The following is an 18,194-nucleotide window of genomic DNA, read 5'->3' as shown; positions in this document are numbered from 1 at the left end:
TGTAAATCTGCCGATAGCCAAACTCAATTCCAGATTTTATTGTCCGGCACAGTGGTTCTGCCATCTGTTATATTAAAGGATAATTGTTGGAAAGGCAGAAGGACTGTGCCGGGTCTCCCCGATAATTAAGAAAATCAGTCTAAATTAGCAGTTCACTAACTAACTGTTTATGGCTATATGGAAATCTTATAAAATATCGGACGTAATAAATGAAATCGAAGAAGATAAATTTGTTCTCCCCGTAATTCAAAGGCGACTGGTTTGGGATGAGGAAAAAATGGAATTACTGTTTGATACACTCTTGAAAGGAGATTCCTTTGGGGGTATAATGGTAATTGAGGAAGAAAAAGGAAGCAAGCCGTTGTTTAATTACCGTTCTTTTACAAAAGATGGTGGCATTATTAATTCAAGGCAAGTGGATTCTCTAACTCAATTACAGCATTTCGTTATTGATGGGCAGCAGCGATTGCAATCTTTCTATATCGGATTGAAAGGAAGTTTCAATGGTAAGGTTTTGTACTTTGATTTGTACAGCGATTATAATACGGAATTTGAATTTAAGTTTGAGAAAGAAGAGAGTAAACTGCCCAGGCAATCAAAGGGAAATGAGGATAGAACAATACCTGAACACAACTGGTATCTCGCCAGTTCATTACTTAAAAGACTAAAAGATACCAACGATGAAGACCAGGTGGCCGAGGAAATAATTAAGGCACTAAATATTCAGGATACCATTCAGATAAGACATGCTGAAAAAAATATAAAGGCTTTTTACAAGAATACATTAACAGCAGATTGTCTTGGCATTTCAAAAGTATCGGTAAATAAATCATTTGATGAAATAACCAATAAGCAAAGAATAGTGGAACTTTTCAGAAGATTAAATGATGGTGGCACCAAGCTTTCTTCTTTTGATTTGGTAGCATCTGTGCTCAAAGGTTTTGAATGGGAAATGGAAGGCTTTTTGGAAGAAACATTAAAGAGCTATGAAGAAATAGGATTAACACAGGACAACCTTATCAAGTTAATATTTCTGTTGCAGGACAATCACAAAAAGGAGATGGCTGCGATTGAAGCAGCCGATGCACAATTCGCTATAAAAAACAGAGAAAGGATTAAAGTAACTCTGAAATGTCTTAAAGATTTTCTCATTAATTCAAAATTATATTATTACTATAAAGATGGTAACCGTTCCTTTATTCCGTTGTTTTTTATCGCCTATCATCTTTTTCATAAGCCGATAAGCGTTGTGGAATTGGAAAAATTCTTTGCAAATTTTGATGCTAAAAACACGGAGCATCCCAAAATGGAAAGGTGGATTTATCATTCACTTATAAACGGAGTTTTCAAAAGTAAAGGTGCAGGCTGGATACCCTACAAAACTGGCATCCGTAAACTATTGGATAAGATGCAGCACTATAAAAACAAAGATTTTCCCACCGATGAATTGTTTCAGGTTTATACTGACCACCCAATAACATTTACGAGAACATATACTATATATAATCTCGATGAATTAGAAAATTCATTTGTTTATTATCTTATGTACGACAGGGGACAGACTATCAGGATAAATGATATTGACCACATCATGCCTAAATCAATATTAGAGTCATTAAAAGTTGAATCATCAAAAATCAACAGCATCAAAAACTTTCAACTGATAGATTTCAGCACTAACCGGGGATTAAAAAATGCAAGTCCGTTCGGGGATTGGATTAATAATCATGTAAATGATAAAGCTGCCTTTGTAAAACGGCATTTAATTCCTGCTGATGAAACGCTATGGACGGAAGATAAATTTGAAGACTTTGCTGAGGCAAGAGCAAACCTGATTTTGAATTCCATTTTGACACACTTGAAATAGCTTTTAGAATTGACTTTTAAAATGCATAAAATTTACTTTTTATAGCGATGCAATGAAAGACAAATTATTTAAGAATCTTTCGCACAGTGCCGAAGGTTATGCAATTCTCAATTCAGGTGGGCAGCTCACTAAAGGATATAAGCCCGACACTGTTCTGCAAAAGAGGAATGAGTACATCATTATGGAATGTGATACAGGCACTAGCCGAAAAGGATATTTAGGTGCAATGCTGAAAGCATCAAAGTATTTAACCAATGAAAAGAATGGTGTATTAATACTGGTAATAAAAGAGAAGCCCAATACAACAGTTAAGCAAATTGCTGAGCATCTTCGGGAATATTTGATATGGCTGAAGCCGCTTACCAACCTTAGAGTTATTTACTTAATTGAAACAACTAAGTATTGTCCGGATAAAATTCCTCTGAAACTTTTGAGTTTAGAATTTGAAAGTTCTGCTATTATGATTAAGGCCGAAATTTTAAAATAAGTAAGAAACTATTTTAACAAGACTATGAACAACAAGATTTATTCATTTGTATAGGTGGGCAAGCAACAGTGCCATAGCTACAAAATACACAACAATCACCCTGCTTTGGCTTTAGTACAGTTTCGCAGTTTGTACACTTGTAAAAGTATTGGCAAGCATCTGTTGGCATTATTTCTTCTTTTTGAAAGCCGCATTGCGGACAAGTAATTGTTGACTGTAGTATAGTTGATTTCTCCATTAAATTTATTTTTTGTCGCAGCAAGATGACGAATCACTGCAAGTATTATTGATTCCTGTTTCAGAAAAAATGCTACTATTTATCAGTTCATAGCTTTTTACTTTGTATCCTGTTTTATAAATTGCTACTTCTATTATCTTTTCACTAACTTTTGATTTATCAAAAGTGACTAAACTGCTCCGGGTGGCATAAGAAGTTTTATAAGCTAATACTCCATTTACTTTAGACAGTTCATTATTTACATGTACCTCACATGCCTCGCAGGTCATGCCTTGTATAGTGAACTTTACCTGTTGTTTATTATCAACTACAGCAAATGCTGATTGTACTTTTGGTTTTGGATAAAACACTTTTGCATACAGCGGGAAAGTCATTATTAGTATAGCGAATACAGTTACTATTCCCAAAAAAGTTTTGGATTGAAAGAATGAAATCTTCTTAGTTGTTTCGCAATTACAATCTATATCATTTACTTTAGCAGTTTTTAGTTTAAGATACCATGCAAAGGCTAATACGGCAACTGATAATCCTATCAAATAAGGTCTTGCTGGTTCTATCCATGAAAAGCTAGCGGCAATACTGCTGCCACCGGCAAGCAATGCAATAACAGGGGCGATACAACAAAGCGAAGCTGCGATAGCGGAAAGAACACCTGCGCCGGTAAATGTGCCTGATGATTTTATACTTATCATACTGTTTCCAGTTTTTGAGTTTCTATATTAATATGTTTGAAGAACGGCTTTAAAATCTTTAGATTTTCCTGTGAAAGAGAATAATAAATTGTTTGCCCTTCTTTCCAGGTTTCAACAATACTTCCATCCTTCAATTTTCTTAGATGTTGTGATACTGCTGGAATACTCATGCCCAGAATATCTGCAAGGTCGCATGGACATAATTCTTTTTCTTCTTCGAGCAAATAGATAATCTTCAGCCTTACTTCATTACCAGCTAAAGCCAATATATTAGACAGGCTTGCAAAAGACTTTTGTGCAATCCTCAACTTGCTTTTACAATTCATTATTTGCTCCTGGTCTGCAAATAGTCTGATGCAAGTATTGTTTTTCATAAGGCAAAGATAGTGGAAATAACTATTTAAGCAAATGCTTAAATAAAAAGAAAGCTCAAATTTAAAAGTAAGTTGAAATCCCAAAACTAAATCCCCCCGTTTTTGCCGGTGGGTTGCCGAGTAAATCTCTCTGGCTTTGGTGACGGTAATTAAATCGTAAAACCGTTTGTGCAGTGGGACGAAAACTTATGGCAGGCAGGATGCTCCACAAATCATCTGCAATATTGCCGCCGGTGCTGGTAAATGTTCCTTTGTTCCAATCCACATATTCAAAACGACAGGCAAGGTTAAGCGTAGCATTTGGCCAGCCCGGCATTTTTTTCTTTATCAATGGCTGCACAATATCTACAAAACCCCCTTGTTGCTTGTTGCCGTACTGTTGTGTAAAGGTAGATGGCACATTTACTTTTATCCATGCCCACTCAGCAGTAATAAAAGTGTTTAGTTTAGATAATGTGGTATTAAAATCAATTGCAAAAACATCCACTCTGCGTTTATCATCTAATTGCAATCCATCATCCTGAAATTTATTATACACTCCACCCATATATGATATACCCAGTTCACCAATTTTATTATTTCTTACAGCAACCTTTGTTGTTAGTAATGGCAAGCCGCTATTCATTTCTTCAAACCTTTCTTTATTATTTTTAGCGGCTGGCAAAAAGGTTTTGTTTTCTGCATTATCAATGATGGTATTGTCAAAGTTACCGGACAGATAGGCTTCATAACCAAACATCCAGTCTTTGTTATAATGCTTGCCATATACGCCAAAGCCTGCGTTGCTCCAGGTGGCGGGCAACATTTGTGTAGCGGCTATTGGCCGGTCAGTAAATTCCCACTTGGGGCCATCATGATTTTGATTAAATGCCCCAATGGGGTTTAGTATTATACCGCCCCGCAAGTTTATCAATGGGTGCAGTTCAATATCTAATGCTGCAAACTCTATTGATATTTCTTTTGCGCCGTCTTCAAATTCTATTTCGCTTAAAAATTTTAACCGCTTGCCGATTGTTGATGAAACAAATAAGGTCATTCGCCTAAATTGAAACTGGTGGCCTTCTGAAATACCATCTGTTGCCAGTTGTTGCCAGTTGGCTTCCATATAGCCGCCTACTGATACCGGCAGTTTACCAACAGTCACAAAGGGGCGGTTATAAACAGCATCCATATTCAAGGTTGGCTTTATAGTATCTTTGGGGATTCGCTTTAATAAAGCTGGGTCTATCTGTGCAGCGGCACACAAAGAAAAAAGTAAAGCTGTTATGAAGGAGAAAAATTTTATCATATCGCTTTCAATGAAATTTTTAATTTATTGGCTTCAATGGTTACAGGAAATGTCCTTAGTTTTCTATCTGCCGGCCCGCCTTGTACTGTGCCACTGTTGGTAAACTCACTGCCGTGTGCCGGGCACTGTAGTTTATCGCCAAACACCTGCAACTCTGCACCCTGGTGTGTGCATTGCATCCAGAGGGCGGTGTATTCATTTTCATTGATACGATAGACGCAGATAGGGTATTGCAGAATATCATTCTGTACTACCACATATTTTTTATAATGCTTTTCATTGCCTGCTTTTGTTTCAAAGTCGGTTAGTGGTACAATTAAATCATCGCCAGCAATTTTGCCACCTATTATTTTTGCAGCACTACAGCTTTGCAACAAGGTAGTAATAGCTGCACCGCCTAAGCAGGCAAAGCCACAGCTTTTTATAAAATCTTTTCTGTCCATTGTATTTACAGTGATTCTAAAAATTTAAGCAAGGCTTGTTTGTCGGCTGACGAAAGCAGGCTGAATTTATTTTTACTTGTTGTGGCTTCGCCGCCATGTAAGAGTATTGCTTCTTCAATGCTTTTTGCCCTTCCATCGTGCAGTAAAAAATACTGGCCGCCTTGTGAGTTGGGAGATAAACCCAAACCCCATAGTGGCGGCGTTCTCCATTCAGATTTTGTAGCGCTGCCTTCTGTATAGCCATCATCTAAGCCCGGCCCCATATCATGCAATAGCAAATCGGTATAAGGATGAAATGTTTTGTTGGATAATGGAGCTATGTTTGAGAAACCGGTTTGTAATGTTTGCTTATGGCAGCTTTCGCAACCGGCTTGCATGAAAACATTTTTGCCCTGAACAACGGTTGCATCATTTTGATTTCTTTGAATGGGAGCTTTCAATGTTTGCAGGTAGAAGACAACATTATGCACCGTTACATCAGAAACTTCGGGGTCTATATTCAATCCAGAGTAAACATCTTTTGGTTGAAATGTTGAAGTAATGCCAATGTCCTGGTTGTAGGCATTTACTGTTTGGTGCAACAGATTATAAGCCGCCGCTTTTTTGCCAAAGCGGTGAATGTATTTACTATTTCTTGGAATAGCATTCGAAAACGGGGTTATAAAAGAAGGCAGGTACTCATAATTCGGCACACCGCTAATACCATCTCCATTTGTATCATTGGGGTCAGCTATTGACAATATATTTGCATCGGAGACCAATTCAAGAAACCCTAAACCGGTGTTGGCAGGCGGTGTAAACTTTGAAAACGTGGCACCTGCAGGTATTTGTTCCGGTGTATAACCGGGCAATGCTCTGTTTTGTAATTGCGGGCCACCCAAATGCAGGAATTGGTTACCTGTACTGTCAGTCTGCCCAAACCTCGTAAGAGTAGTAAAAGGATGCCCCTTACCATCACCAGCATGGCAACTACCGCAACTGGTAGCCACGAAGATGGAGCCTAAACCCTTCTGAGAAGTGAATACTTCGTCATTAAAGGCCACATCACCCGCCAGGAACCTTCTGTTCTCCTCATAGCTGAGCCCTTCAACAGGGCCATCTAATAGCTCATTATCAGTCGGGGCTTTGGGCAACAGTTTTTGGCAGGCAACAATACCCATAATTACTAAAATTAATGCTGATATAACTTTAAGTTTATTCATAATTCTACGCAGGCAAAGGCAAATAATTAGGCGAATTTAATACAATAATTAGACTAATCTAATTATATTTTTATACTTGTTTCATTATCTTCATATAAATATTTTACACCCGTGCATTCATTTACAGAAGAAAACTATCTAAAAGCCATTTATAAATTGCAGGAAACCAACGGTGAAGTAGTAGCTACTTCCTCTCTTGCCCAGGTAATGGGGGTGCATGCCCCATCTGTAACTGATATGCTTAAAAGGATGGCCGGAAAGAAACTGGTAACCTATCAAAAATCAAAAGGCTTTAAACTAACAGAGAAAGGTAAACAAGTAGCTGTGGGCATTATTCGTAACCATCGGCTTTGGGAAGTGTTCCTCGTTGACAAATTGGGGTATAAATGGGATGAAGTGCATGACCTTGCCGAACAATTAGAGCATATACACAGCGAAGACCTAACTAACAAATTAGATAAGTTCCTGGGCTTCCCCAAAGCCGACCCCCATGGTGACCCAATACCAGATGCCAATGGGGTTCTTCCTAAATCGAAAGCTGTCTTGCTATCTACTCTTAAAATTGAGGAGAAGGGTACGTTTACTGGTGTTACAGACCATACACCAGCATTTTTGAATTACCTGGATAAAGCAGGCATCTCGTTGGGTAACACTGTAAAAGTAAAAGCCATTGAAGAATTTGACCAGACCTATACTCTCCAGATAAAACCTGAAAAAGAAATTGTTATAAGTTACAAAGTTGCCAATAGTATATTGGTGAACATTGCCTAAACACTTTTACATATCAATTCCAGTGAGTAAAATTGAACTCTTATTTTATACTAAATCTTGCACCTATATAAATCTCTCTACCTCTTGTTGGTCCCCAAACTGACGATATATCAAAATAAGCACTGAAAGGATATTGCCAGCTTATGATTGGCTGTTGCTGCCGGAAATCAAAAATGTTTTCACAGCCTGCATATATTTCAAACTGCTTCCATGTTTTGGTGAACTGTGCATTAACAAGTGTAAACGATTTTGATTTTTGGGGCCGTTGATACTCCGCTGGATTAGCTGATGTATTGGGCAATTGCTGTACACCATACCAATGTATGTTTACATCTAAATGCCATTTATTTGTTAATGGTTTATAAGAAAGGGTTGAGAGAATTTTATGTGCAGGATTAAACGGAAGATTAATTTTTTTTCCATTTACTTTACGATATACATCTAAATACACATAAGCAGCTTTGGCTTCAAAACGACTGAAAAACTTTGAATACGCTTCAACCTGGAGACCATCAGAAATTGATTTACCAGTAAAATTAGAAATGATTGCTTTAGATGGGTTGGCATCATAATCAGGAAAAATCTGATTTTGAAATTGGGTTCGGTAATAATCAATGCTGATATATCCTTCAATATTTTTACCATCAAACTTCTGAGTAAAATTTGCACCAAAATTTAAGGCTCTTTCCGGTCGTAATTGTTCTGTAAAAACTATATCTCTTGAGCTAACCAGCAAGCCGATGTTTTCACTAAACAGATTTACGGTTCTCCATCCGGTACCTACGGATGCCCTGAAGGTTGAACCTTCTTTTGTTTCATATTTAAGCAAAGTTCTTGGGGTAATATAAGTGCCGAACTGATTATGAAAATCTGCACGGATGCCGGTAATCCAAACCAACTTATCACCCTTCCAGTTAAATATGTTTTCTGCAAAAATGCCAGGGATATTTTCAGTTCTTTTATACTTACCTGCAAAGGTTCTGTTTAATGGATTTGCTGTAAAAAAAATATCCTCATTCAAAGAAAGATGCCTGTAACTTATACCTGTTTTCATCGTGTGCTTTTCTTTGTACAGTAATTCGTACTGCAGGTTTGCATAAACATTTGTTTGATTGGCAGTGTATTTTGTAGTACCAAAAAATGAGTGCTGGTTTTGATAAAATGATGAGCCAATAAATGTAATTTTATTTTTGTCGTTGAAACGATAACTGGTTTTTGTCCATAGCTCCGGTTGCTGAATATTTGCAGTTTGGCCGTAAGAATTTGTTGTGCCTTTATCAGTCTTGATATTAAAGTTTGTTTGGCCGCCAATTCTTTGTTCATTCAAATAACGGATACCAATCCTTGAACTCCAGCCCCAATCCCTGTCGTTACCATATTTCCATTTATTAAAAATCATGTACCGGGTAAGTAAAGGGAGGTCCATAAACTTATCATTATCCCTGTCAACTCTTTTTGCAGGCTGCACTGTATGAAATGCTGCAAGGCTACTCCATTTTTTATATTTAAAAAGATAGTTTGCATTCAGGTGTTTTTCCATAAAGTTGTTTGCATAAACATTGAGTAAGAGTTTAGCCGTTCTGTCAGGCTCTTTGGTTTCTACGCTTATCTGACCACTGATGCTTTCAAAACCTTGAATTACCGAATTTGCCCCTTTAGAAATATAAATATTGTCAACCAGTGTGCCTGGAATGCTGCTAATGCCATAGGTATATGAAAGACCCTGTATTAAAGGCATCCCGTCAATTAATACCTGGTTGTAAACACCCGATAAACCAAGTATCCTTAATTCTTTAGAGTTTGTAATTACATTGGTAGTTTGTGGCTGAACTGAGGCTTGTGTTTCAAAGCAACCTGCTAAATCACAACAGGCAGCTTTCTTTAATTCAACCTGCGTTATTACCTCTGTTTTTACAGGATTGATTTCTGAAATATAAATACCGGGGCGTTTCCCTTTTACTACCACTTCACCTAACTCTTTGGTTCCTGTAAGCTTTACTTCAATTGCATTTTCATTAGTGATAGTAAGAGTATCTGATTGATAGCCCACAAAACTGATAACTAACTTTTTAATTGATTCTTTCGGAAGTTGGATTTCAAATTGTCCGGCGCTATCTGTACTGGTACCAATAGCAGAGTGAAGCCAATGAACACTTGCACCTGTAAGTGGCTCATTATTTGAGTTTTTAACTTTTCCCTTTATTGATTGGGCTTCTGCTGTTTGATGCAGCATAAAAGCTGATATAATTAATAGAAATATTGTTCTCATTATTTAATGATTTTTTGAGTTAGCAAAAGCTCACTGAGCTTTGCGAAAATTATTGTTTCATCGCCAGGGTTGAACCCGATTTTCTGCCAAATGATTCTGCCACCTGCATCAACTAACATCAGGTGAGGAATTTCCTGTACACCCATAGAATTTTTTAGAGACTTTTTATAATCCCAATAGATTTCAAAAGGCCAGTTGCGGCGTTCAGCAAATTTTTTAATGTATTCTTCTGTTACCCCTGCATCAGTAGAAATAGCAACCAGTTTAACACCGGTTGAATCTTGCAATGATTTGTACTCAGATGAAATCGCAGAAAGTTCTGCTATGCAGAATTTGCACCAGGTAGCCCAGAAAGCAATTAAAACAGGCTTGTTTTTGTTTGGTAGTTCAGAAGCATACAGCTTAGTACCATTAATCTTTTTAATAAGTACATGCGGCAGTGTGTCAGCTTGTGCATAGGAAATGAGAAAAACATTAACAAGCACAAGCAAATGAATAGTTTTTTCATTTGTTTGAGTTTAAGTATTGGCACAGGTGTTAAATACCTGTACCAATACCAGTTGTTAATTGCTTTAGTTTTTTGTTTTTACTTTATATGGCCGCTGGTCAGGGTGGTCGCAGCTTGCCGTACCTTCAATAGCTTTTACCACTTCGGCATAAGATATTTTTTCGGTATCATACTTTATCTCAAAGCTTGTGGATGTGGACATTTTGCCGACTTGCTTACAACTGCTTACGCCTTTCATTTTTTCTATATTGTCGGCAATCATTTTTAAATCGCCGGAGCAGGTAATGCCTGATACTTTTACAGTAACAGTTGTATCGTTAGGATTTGAAGTTTTTGATTGTGTGTTAAGGGTTTGGGCACAACTAACCTGTGCAATTGTGAACGACACTGCCAACAGCAATACCGATACACTGAAATATTTTGATTTCATTGAAATTATTTTAGCATTAATGAATAGCGAAACTGCCTTAATAAAATATATCAAAGCAAAAAATATAATACCAGATAAGAAAATTCATTAAGCTATCTTAGGCGGTTGCCAAAAGTCAGGAGCGAATTGCGAGTAGAAGTTTTCGGAAAATGGAGTAAAGTTATTTGAATAAAAGTGAGGTGCCTTAATACTGAAAAAAGAAGATGTTACCGTGAAGCTGCAAATATTACTTGCACATGATTGAAAAGGATTGCAATTATTGCTCGGGGAATTATTGTCACCAGATGGTTTCTGTTCATCTGTAGTTTTGTGGCAACCTCCGCCACAACATTCAGTTGATTGTTTTTGCTTCAACAATGCCAAAGCTGGTTGCACTGAAAGGAACAACACTACAAAAGCCATTATTGATGCTAATATTTTCATTCGAAGTGCAAGTTAATCAATTTTGAGAAGTTTTCATATAATTGCAATTTGAGCCTCTTTTATACCAGGTAATTCATTTATAAAGGGTTAGAATGCCGCATATTCTTTCTCATGAATAGTAACATTACAGGCTAACATAGTCCCTATTTTTTTCAGTTTGCAATTTTATGTATGCAAAAGTTTACTGGGCAACACAAGGGATTTATAATTGTAAAACTCTTCATCAATTCTTTTTAATTTTACTCAATACGAATTCCCGTAAGCTATACTTTCTCCTGAGATATTTTACTTCAAGCTTTCACTTAAAAGCAAGTTGACCTTATACATCTTATTAACTTTGTCAAATTCAGCTAAGTCGGTATTGTACCTGAAATTTTTATCAATAAAGTTTTTGAAGATTGAGTTAGCAGGAAAAATATTTTTCAAATTGCGAATTGTAAGTTTTTGAACCGGGGAATTAACGCCCAAACTGAAATAATAATTCGTCACATTAGTTCTGCCCGTTGGTGGTTTAGAAACAATATGTTTGTAGATAAGAATCTGTTCTCCGGCATTTAGTAAAAAAAGTTCAATCTTTCCTTTAAAACGAAAAACTTCATTTCTGCAATTTATATACCCGAAAATGTCATTTTTCAAAAGCTTTAGACTGCTGTCGCCTTTCTTAACTGTAATATACTTCTTTGAAAAAAAATCATTCAGCCTGATTCTTATATTCCTAATGTTGCAATTATTATCAAAGGAAAGATTCCCTTTTACAAAGTCATCACAGGTTTTGTAAATTCCCCTTACCCGTTCTTTTTGGGCAAAAAGCGGAAACGAAATTATCAGAAGTGTTGCTGTAAAAAATATTTTCAACTGCTTACTGAGCATATGAGAGATTTAAAATTTCATTCTTTGAATTCGTACTGCATTCAATATTGCCAGCATTGCCACTCCCACATCAGCAAATACAGCTTCCCACATGGTGGCCAGGCCCCCGGCGCCAAGAATCAATACAATTAATTTCACACTAAACGCTAATCCGATATTTTGCCATACAATTTTTGTGGTGGCTTTACCAATTTGTATAGCGGTGGCTATTTTTGAAGGATGGTCAGTTTGTATAATCACATCTGCGGTTTCAATGGCAGCATCACTGCCTAAACCACCCATAGCTATTCCCACATCACTCAAAGCAAGTACGGGTGCATCATTAATACCGTCGCCAACAAAAGCAACCACATTTTTTTTGTCCTTCTTTATAGCTTCTACCTTTTGTACTTTATTTTCAGGTAATAAATCACCGTAAGCATTGTCAATGCCCAGGTGTTTGGCAACATTATCTACCACGGCCTGTTTATCGCCACTGAGTATGGTTGTTTTTACATTCAGCTTATGCAAGGCATCAACAGCCTGTTTACTGTCTTCTTTTATTTCATCGGCTATAGTTAAATAGCCAGCAAGTTTTCTGTCAATGGCAACAATAACGATTGTATCCACTATTTTTCTTAGCCCATCATTTACCGGCACTTTCATCATGTCCATTAATTTCACATTTCCGGCAAGTACTTCTTTGCCATTTACATCCCCTTTCAAACCATGACCACTAATTTCTTCCAACTTATCTACCCGTAATTTATCAAATTCGTTTCCAGCATACTCAACCACTGCTTTTGCAACAGGGTGAGTTGATTTAGCTTCCAGTGCGGCGGCAAGCGGCAACCATTCCTCTTGGGGAATGTCATAACTCTCCACTTCCTGCACTTTAAAAACAGCTTTGGTAAGTGTGCCTGTTTTATCCATTACTACCTGGTTTATTTTTGTCATTAAATCCAGGTAGTTGGAGCCTTTGAATAAAATACCACTCCGGGATGCAGCGCCGATACCTCCAAAATATCCTAACGGAATGGAAATTACCAATGCACAAGGGCAACTGATTACCAAAAATATCAAGGCCCTGTACAGCCATGTATTGAACACATAGTTCTCCACAAATAACCAGGGGATGAGTGTGATGCCTATGGCAAGGAATACAACAATGGGAGTGTATATTCTTGCAAACTTCCGGATGAATTGCTCTGTTTTCGCTTTCCTGGTAGTTGCATCCTGTACAAGTGTCAGTATTCTTGCAAGCGAAGAATCATTAAATAGTTTTGTTACTTTCAACTCTACTACTTTTTCCTGGTTAATCATTCCAGCTAGTACTGTTTCCCCTTTGGTAAAAGTGGAAGGTTTACTTTCGCCGGTTAATGCTGAAGTATTGAATGAGCTTCCTTCGCTTAACATTTCTCCATCCAGCGGCACTCTTTCACCAACTTTTATCTGAATGGTTTCGCCAACCTTTACATTTTCAGGCGGGAGGTTAACGTAGATACCGTTTCTTAATACATCGGCGCTGTCTGGTCTTACATCCAGCAAGGCTTTGATACTTCTTTTAGCACGGTTAACCGCAGCATCCTGAAATAATTCTCCCACTGCATAGAAAAGCATTACGGCAACACCTTCAGGATATTCACCAATATAAAATGCGCCGATGGTTGCCACACTCATTAAAAAGAATTCTGTAAATACATCTCCTTTTATGGCCGTCTTTATTCCCTTTATCACTACGGGCAACCCTACCGGAATATACGCTACGATATACCATGTAAGACGTACCCAGCCTGTAAACCAGGTAGGTGTTGGCTTAATCCAGTTGTCTAATGAAAGACCTGCTATTAGAACAACAAAACTTGCAATAGCAGGTAACCAGGGTTTAAGGCCGTTGCCTTCTTCGTCACCATGATTATGACCATCATCTTTGTTATGCAGCGAAACCACTTTGGCTTCATTCACTTTTTCGTCAAGGTCACAGCAGGCTTCCTGCTCTGCAATTTTTGTTTCATCATGTTTATGTGCCATAATACTATGTTTAGTGTAAGAAAAATGTAACAATACCAATTATAATTAATACCATTCCGGTAATCCGTTTTTCGTTGTGTTCAATAAATTGTGAATTCATCATCTGCACTCCTTTAAATGCAAGCATTACAAGAGTGATAATTCCAGTTATGCTGATTGCTGCATATACCAGGGCCAGCAGTAGAATATCATCCCAGCCATAGGCGCCTGCTGCAAGAAAAAGGCTTTCCACTTCCAGGCAGGGAGACAGAAACATGGTTGCTGCGAATATTAGCACCCATTTAGTTTTCGATTTTTTATATTGCTGCACATCCTTGTTGGCAGCATGGTGGTGGTGCGGCAGGTTTACAGTAAAATAAATTAGTCCGAATATTATCAATAGTACCGGTGCAATTACATGCACATACCCTTCATACTGATGCGCCAGTTTTGAACCCACCATTCCCAATGCAAAACCAATAATAACAGTGCCCAATACATGTGCAGATGCTGTGATGGAAGCCACCAGCATCAATTCATACTTTTCCCATTTCTCCGCCCTGGCGATTGCCACTAACGGCAACCAGTGGTTGGAAATAAGTGCATGAGTAATGCCTAATAATATGGTGCCTGTTATAATGCTGTACATGTAACGATTCGTCTATTAAACAATATTCATTTTATACTTATCATCTTGTATATGAACCTCAATTGTTGTATGCCCGATTTTAAATTCAGATTCCAGGTGCTCCTTAATATTCTGGACAAACTCACTTATCTGTGTTAGCTGAATGTCATTTTGCATAATCACATGAACGCTTAATGCGGTAACCCCGGATGTGATTGTCCAAATGTGAAGGTCATGCAAGGAAACTACGCCTTCCCGTTCGCTGATACATTTCTCTACAGCGCCGTAATCAATATTAGACGGAACAGCTTCAAGCAGAATATCAACAGATTCTTTAAGAAGCCGGAATGTTCGGGGTAAAATGAACAGCCCAATCAGGGCACTCATAATAGGGTCTATGTACAACCACCCGGTAGCAAGGATAACTATACCGGCAATAATGACACCTACTGAACTGAGCATATCACTTACCACTTCCAGGAAGGCACCTTTAATGTTTATACTTTCTTTGGAACCGGCGCTTAAAATCTTCATGCCAATAATATTGATTATTAATCCGCAGAATGCAACAATCAGCATGGAAGTGCCTGCTACAGCAGGAGGGTTTTGAAACCGTTGCCAGGCTTCATACAAAATAAATCCTGAAATAAATATCAATACAATAGCATTGGTAAGCGCCGAAAGAATTTCCACCCTGTAATAACCATAAGTCTTCCGGTTATTGCGTGGCTTTGATGTCATCCAGATAGCAAACAGGGCAAGTGCCTGTCCACCTACATCAGTAAGCATGTGCGCCGCATCGGAAAGCAAAGCAAGGCTGTTGGAAATAAATCCTACCACTACTTCTATTACTAAATATGTGGCCGTGATAGCAAATACTATCTTCAAAGATTTATTGTGCTTTGCCCCGGCTGAAGTTGAGTTTAACGATGACATAAAATATATAGAAACATTTTAGTTAACAATTAATCAGTATTATCTTTTTCGTTGTGCTTACTTATCATTTTATTTTTCCATTTTACATACCAATGCTGGTGATGTAATGAAAGCAAAAAATACAAAGCAATTGCTCCAACAATGGCTATGATAAACATATTGAGGCCAACTGCAACACCAACTGCAGCCGTACACCAAACCGTGGCTGCTGTTGTTAAACCATGCGATGTTCCGGCGCTGCTGTTGCGATAAATAATACCAGCCCCAAGAAAGCCCACACCCGTAACAATATTGGCTATTACCCTTGAAGCAGCAGCAACATCGCTTACAAGATGCGCCGCAATAGCAGTAAATAAAGTAGCGCCAATGCAAACTGCAGCATAGGTTCTTATGCCGGCATCACGGCCGTGTTTCTCCCTGTCTAAACCGATAAAAGCCCCCAACAGGAAAGAAGCAAGTAGCTTAACAACAATTATCAATTCTAATTTTACATCCATCATCAACTATTTTAATTATTTGCAGTTTCATATGTATTGGCTAACTCATTAAAAATAACTTCGCCTGTAGCGGTATCGTAATATGCAGCAACAATACCTACATCGCCTTTACTTTTTTGTTCTCTTAAATAATCACTATTTTCAAGAATTGTGGCTATAGAACTCTCTATATTCAAATGAGTTACTTTTTCAGCAAAAGCCTTTCCATTATCCAATGCCAGTTGAACATCAATTAAACAGGCTTTATCAACAGCGGGTTTTATTTTTTGTGTAATTGAATCTATATTACCGCCAGTTACCGAATGAATGGCTGCTCCCACGGCGCCGCAGTTGGAATGCCCCTTCACAACAATCAGTTTTACCCCCATTTTTTTCACCGCCAGTTCTATGCTGCCGATAATTTCTTTATTAATAATATTGCCCGCAATGCGAATGGAGATTATGTCACCAAGATTTGAATCAAATAAAATTTCGGATGATGTTCTGGAATCTATACAACTTACAATAACAGCCATTGGAAACTGCCCTGATGAAGTAGCATTTACCTGGTGGCGAAAATATTTTTCGGTCCACTTGCCTTGCCTGAACCGTTCGTTTCCCTTTTTTAGTAGTTCAACAATCTGCTGTGGTGTCAGCTTTTCCTGGTCCTGCCGGTTAAGTACATTTACAAATTGCACATGGTCTGATAGCCGGTATTTTTCTTTAACGCCAATAATATTAAGTTTAATATTTTTTTCAGGCGCAATTACATTTTTGAAATCAATAAATATTTCCAAAATATCATTGTCAATATAATCGGCATAGCTGGCATCAATAATAACATTTGTATTTTCAGGAACAGACCAAAGCGTATCTTTTATACTTGCCTTGTTTAAAAACGATACCTGGTTGGGTAATTCTATCCGTATGGTTTCTCCGGTATGTAATTGTTCTTTTTCAATAGTAAATGGATTTTTATAATTGCTTTTTAAGAGATAGAATAAGCTGAAGGCTAAACCAATTAATATGCCGATGAGCAAGTCAGTAAATATGATGGATATAATTGTAACTACAAATGGAATCAACTGGTTCCATCCTTTGGCATACATTTCTTTAAAGATGGATATTTTGGCAAGCTTATAACCTGTAACAATCAATATAGCAGCCAGTGAAGCAAAGGGTATTAAATTGATAAAAGGGCTTAAGAACAAAATAGCCAGCAATAAAAATATACCATGAATAATGGCAGACAATTTCGATTGTGCACCTGCATTAATGTTAACAGAACTGCGAACAATAACAGAAGTTACCGGAATACCGCCAACAACGCCGGCTATCATATTGCCAACACCTTGCGCCACCAGTTCCCGGTTAGGAGATGATTGCCGTTTATGTGGGTCTAAATTTTCAACGGCTTCCAGGTTTAAAAGTGTTTCCAGCGAGGCCACTATGGCAATAGTAAGTGCTGTTAACCAGACAGTGAAATTGCCAAAGGCACTTAAAGAAGGAAATTTTAAGAAAGAGGACAGGTCAGAAAAACTTGTTGCAGGAATATTTACAAGGTGTACGGGTTGCAGATACAATACCGGAATAAATACACGGAACGCCTCGTTAAACCCAATGCCCAGTAACACCACAAAAAGTGAAGCAGGGAAGAATTTAATTTTATGAAGCGGTGTCTTATTCCAAAAAATCAGCACAAGTATGGAAACCAAACTAATAATTGCAACGCCGGGTGTAACATGAAAAAAAGTATTGAACAAATGCGAAAAGGTATTTTCCCCATTTGCCTGTACAAAGGCAAAATCATCCTGGTGAGTATTATCATAACCAAAAGCCTGCGGTATTTGTTTTATGATAAGTAGTATGCCAATGGCTGCTAATAACCCTTTTATAACATTTGAGGGAATGTAGTTGGCAATAAACCCGGCTTTTAACAGACCGCTCCCTAATTGTAACAAGCCTGCTATTATGAGCGCAGCTGAAAACAATTCAAAACTGCCCAGCCTCGTAATAGAAGCCAGCACCACAGCAGCAAGCCCGGCGGCCGGTCCGCTCACACTGGTATGCGACCCACTTAAAAGGCCTACCATTATACCGCCAATGATGCCGGAAATAATTCCCGATAGTAAAGGCGCCCCTGAAGCCAACGCTATTCCCAAACATAAAGGGAGTGCCACCAGAAATACTACTAACCCGGCAGGGAAGTCATATTTTAATTTTGAAGTTGAAATGACCATCGTAAAATGCGTTTAATAATTTTATAATCAAAAGCCTAATCTGAGTATTTTACCAGATTAGTT

Annotated in this window: 18 protein-coding genes; 3 read left to right on the top strand and 15 right to left on the bottom strand. The window is 37.9% G+C overall.

Annotated elements, in window-relative coordinates:
- Nucleotides 1-169: 169 nt before the first annotated feature.
- Together SEDOR53_RS0109565 and SEDOR53_RS0109560 are read left to right on the top strand one after the other, a co-directional pair.
- Complete coding sequence (locus tag SEDOR53_RS0109565; protein ID WP_026769522.1) at nucleotides 170-1,867, top strand: DUF262 domain-containing protein; 1,698 nt, start codon at nucleotides 170-172, stop codon at nucleotides 1,865-1,867.
- Between the two features lie 52 nt (nucleotides 1,868-1,919).
- On the top strand, nucleotides 1,920-2,354 hold the full coding sequence (locus tag SEDOR53_RS0109560; RefSeq protein WP_026769521.1) for a hypothetical protein: 435 nt from the start codon (nucleotides 1,920-1,922) through the stop codon (nucleotides 2,352-2,354).
- A gap of 22 nt (nucleotides 2,355-2,376) precedes the next feature.
- Here SEDOR53_RS0109560 and SEDOR53_RS19415 read toward each other — a convergent pair whose 3' ends face one another.
- The 6 genes from SEDOR53_RS19415 to SEDOR53_RS0109535 form a co-directional block, all read right to left on the bottom strand.
- Nucleotides 2,377-2,592 carry a GDCCVxC domain-containing (seleno)protein gene (locus SEDOR53_RS19415; protein ID WP_084220406.1) on the bottom strand — a complete coding sequence of 72 codons (216 nt, stop codon included), beginning with the start codon at nucleotides 2,590-2,592 and terminating at the stop codon, nucleotides 2,377-2,379.
- A gap of 5 nt (nucleotides 2,593-2,597) precedes the next feature.
- Entirely contained in the window at nucleotides 2,598-3,284 is a 687-nt protein-coding gene (gene merTP, locus SEDOR53_RS17630; RefSeq protein ID WP_070415561.1) for a mercuric transport protein MerTP, read from the bottom strand.
- A complete protein-coding gene (locus tag SEDOR53_RS0109550; RefSeq protein WP_026769520.1) occupies nucleotides 3,281-3,658 on the bottom strand; it encodes a metalloregulator ArsR/SmtB family transcription factor in 378 nt (125 codons plus the stop codon). The genes merTP and SEDOR53_RS0109550 overlap by 4 nt, the downstream gene beginning before the upstream one ends.
- Before the next feature lie 61 nt (nucleotides 3,659-3,719).
- Nucleotides 3,720-4,946: a hypothetical protein gene (locus tag SEDOR53_RS0109545; RefSeq protein ID WP_051416583.1), complete on the bottom strand. Its 1,227-nt coding sequence runs from the start codon at nucleotides 4,944-4,946 to the stop codon at nucleotides 3,720-3,722.
- Nucleotides 4,943-5,389 (bottom strand): ubiquinol-cytochrome c reductase iron-sulfur subunit, encoded by a 447-nt coding sequence (locus SEDOR53_RS18565; RefSeq protein ID WP_051416582.1) that lies wholly within the window; start codon nucleotides 5,387-5,389, stop codon nucleotides 4,943-4,945. The genes SEDOR53_RS0109545 and SEDOR53_RS18565 overlap by 4 nt, the downstream gene beginning before the upstream one ends.
- Nucleotides 5,390-5,394: 5 nt before the next feature.
- Complete coding sequence (locus tag SEDOR53_RS0109535; RefSeq protein WP_037360946.1) at nucleotides 5,395-6,591, bottom strand: di-heme oxidoredictase family protein; 1,197 nt, start codon at nucleotides 6,589-6,591, stop codon at nucleotides 5,395-5,397.
- Between the two features lie 111 nt (nucleotides 6,592-6,702).
- Between SEDOR53_RS0109535 and SEDOR53_RS0109530 the strand changes: the two genes are divergently transcribed.
- Complete coding sequence (locus tag SEDOR53_RS0109530; RefSeq protein ID WP_026769517.1) at nucleotides 6,703-7,362, top strand: metal-dependent transcriptional regulator; 660 nt, start codon at nucleotides 6,703-6,705, stop codon at nucleotides 7,360-7,362.
- Nucleotides 7,363-7,402: 40 nt separating this feature from the next.
- Here SEDOR53_RS0109530 and SEDOR53_RS0109525 read toward each other — a convergent pair whose 3' ends face one another.
- The 9 genes from SEDOR53_RS0109525 to SEDOR53_RS0109485 all read right to left on the bottom strand — a co-directional run bounded on the left by SEDOR53_RS0109525 (nucleotide 7,403) and on the right by SEDOR53_RS0109485 (nucleotide 18,131).
- The gene (locus SEDOR53_RS0109525; RefSeq protein ID WP_026769516.1) at nucleotides 7,403-9,631 is read right to left on the bottom strand and encodes a TonB-dependent receptor; all 2,229 of its coding nucleotides are present in this window, start codon (nucleotides 9,629-9,631) and stop codon (nucleotides 7,403-7,405) included.
- A complete protein-coding gene (locus SEDOR53_RS0109520) occupies nucleotides 9,631-10,116 on the bottom strand; it encodes a TlpA disulfide reductase family protein (protein ID WP_026769515.1) in 486 nt (161 codons plus the stop codon). Before SEDOR53_RS0109520 ends, SEDOR53_RS0109525 begins: the two co-directional genes overlap by 1 nt.
- Nucleotides 10,117-10,203: 87 nt before the next feature.
- Entirely contained in the window at nucleotides 10,204-10,569 is a 366-nt protein-coding gene (locus tag SEDOR53_RS0109515) for a heavy-metal-associated domain-containing protein (RefSeq protein ID WP_037360940.1), read from the bottom strand.
- A 708-nt stretch (nucleotides 10,570-11,277) separates the two neighbouring features.
- Nucleotides 11,278-11,862 carry a hypothetical protein gene (locus SEDOR53_RS0109510; protein ID WP_026769513.1) on the bottom strand — a complete coding sequence of 195 codons (585 nt, stop codon included), beginning with the start codon at nucleotides 11,860-11,862 and terminating at the stop codon, nucleotides 11,278-11,280.
- Nucleotides 11,863-11,871: 9 nt separating this feature from the next.
- Complete coding sequence (locus SEDOR53_RS0109505; RefSeq protein ID WP_232214755.1) at nucleotides 11,872-13,905, bottom strand: heavy metal translocating P-type ATPase; 2,034 nt, start codon at nucleotides 13,903-13,905, stop codon at nucleotides 11,872-11,874.
- Entirely contained in the window at nucleotides 13,883-14,500 is a 618-nt protein-coding gene (locus SEDOR53_RS0109500) for a hypothetical protein (RefSeq protein WP_026769511.1), read from the bottom strand. The genes SEDOR53_RS0109505 and SEDOR53_RS0109500 overlap by 23 nt, the downstream gene beginning before the upstream one ends.
- A 15-nt stretch (nucleotides 14,501-14,515) precedes the next feature.
- On the bottom strand, nucleotides 14,516-15,415 hold the full coding sequence (locus SEDOR53_RS0109495; protein ID WP_026769510.1) for a cation diffusion facilitator family transporter: 900 nt from the start codon (nucleotides 15,413-15,415) through the stop codon (nucleotides 14,516-14,518).
- Nucleotides 15,416-15,444: 29 nt separating this feature from the next.
- On the bottom strand, nucleotides 15,445-15,912 hold the full coding sequence (locus tag SEDOR53_RS0109490) for an MgtC/SapB family protein (RefSeq protein WP_070415560.1): 468 nt from the start codon (nucleotides 15,910-15,912) through the stop codon (nucleotides 15,445-15,447).
- Between the two features lie 11 nt (nucleotides 15,913-15,923).
- On the bottom strand, nucleotides 15,924-18,131 hold the full coding sequence (locus tag SEDOR53_RS0109485) for a bifunctional SulP family inorganic anion transporter/carbonic anhydrase (RefSeq protein ID WP_026769508.1): 2,208 nt from the start codon (nucleotides 18,129-18,131) through the stop codon (nucleotides 15,924-15,926).
- Nucleotides 18,132-18,194 lie beyond the last annotated feature (63 nt).

This window comes from Asinibacterium sp. OR53 (genome assembly GCF_000515315.1).
Classification (GTDB): Bacteria; Bacteroidota; Bacteroidia; order Chitinophagales; family Chitinophagaceae; genus Sediminibacterium.
The sequence above is the reverse complement of the archived record's forward strand: the minus strand, read 5'-3'. Positions and strand labels throughout refer to the sequence as shown.

Excerpts from the sequence above, each read along its gene's own strand:
- SEDOR53_RS0109535 (WP_037360946.1), bottom strand. The coding sequence starts at position 6,591 with ATGAATAAACTTAAAGTTATATCAGCATTAATTTTAGTAATTATGGGT.
- SEDOR53_RS0109560 (WP_026769521.1), top strand. The coding sequence starts at position 1,920 with ATGAAAGACAAATTATTTAAGAATCTTTCGCACAGTGCCGAAGGTTAT.
- SEDOR53_RS0109510 (WP_026769513.1), bottom strand. The coding sequence starts at position 11,862 with ATGCTCAGTAAGCAGTTGAAAATATTTTTTACAGCAACACTTCTGATA.
- SEDOR53_RS0109515 (WP_037360940.1), bottom strand. The coding sequence starts at position 10,569 with ATGAAATCAAAATATTTCAGTGTATCGGTATTGCTGTTGGCAGTGTCG.
- SEDOR53_RS0109565 (WP_026769522.1), top strand. The coding sequence starts at position 170 with ATGGCTATATGGAAATCTTATAAAATATCGGACGTAATAAATGAAATC.
- SEDOR53_RS0109485 (WP_026769508.1), bottom strand. The coding sequence starts at position 18,131 with ATGGTCATTTCAACTTCAAAATTAAAATATGACTTCCCTGCCGGGTTA.
- merTP (WP_070415561.1), bottom strand. The coding sequence starts at position 3,284 with ATGATAAGTATAAAATCATCAGGCACATTTACCGGCGCAGGTGTTCTT.
- SEDOR53_RS0109525 (WP_026769516.1), bottom strand. The coding sequence starts at position 9,631 with ATGAGAACAATATTTCTATTAATTATATCAGCTTTTATGCTGCATCAA.
- SEDOR53_RS0109490 (WP_070415560.1), bottom strand. The coding sequence starts at position 15,912 with ATGGATGTAAAATTAGAATTGATAATTGTTGTTAAGCTACTTGCTTCT.
- SEDOR53_RS19415 (WP_084220406.1), bottom strand. The coding sequence starts at position 2,592 with ATGGAGAAATCAACTATACTACAGTCAACAATTACTTGTCCGCAATGC.
- SEDOR53_RS0109550 (WP_026769520.1), bottom strand. The coding sequence starts at position 3,658 with ATGAAAAACAATACTTGCATCAGACTATTTGCAGACCAGGAGCAAATA.
- SEDOR53_RS0109545 (WP_051416583.1), bottom strand. The coding sequence starts at position 4,946 with ATGATAAAATTTTTCTCCTTCATAACAGCTTTACTTTTTTCTTTGTGT.
- SEDOR53_RS0109500 (WP_026769511.1), bottom strand. The coding sequence starts at position 14,500 with ATGTACAGCATTATAACAGGCACCATATTATTAGGCATTACTCATGCA.
- SEDOR53_RS0109495 (WP_026769510.1), bottom strand. The coding sequence starts at position 15,415 with ATGTCATCGTTAAACTCAACTTCAGCCGGGGCAAAGCACAATAAATCT.
- SEDOR53_RS18565 (WP_051416582.1), bottom strand. The coding sequence starts at position 5,389 with ATGGACAGAAAAGATTTTATAAAAAGCTGTGGCTTTGCCTGCTTAGGC.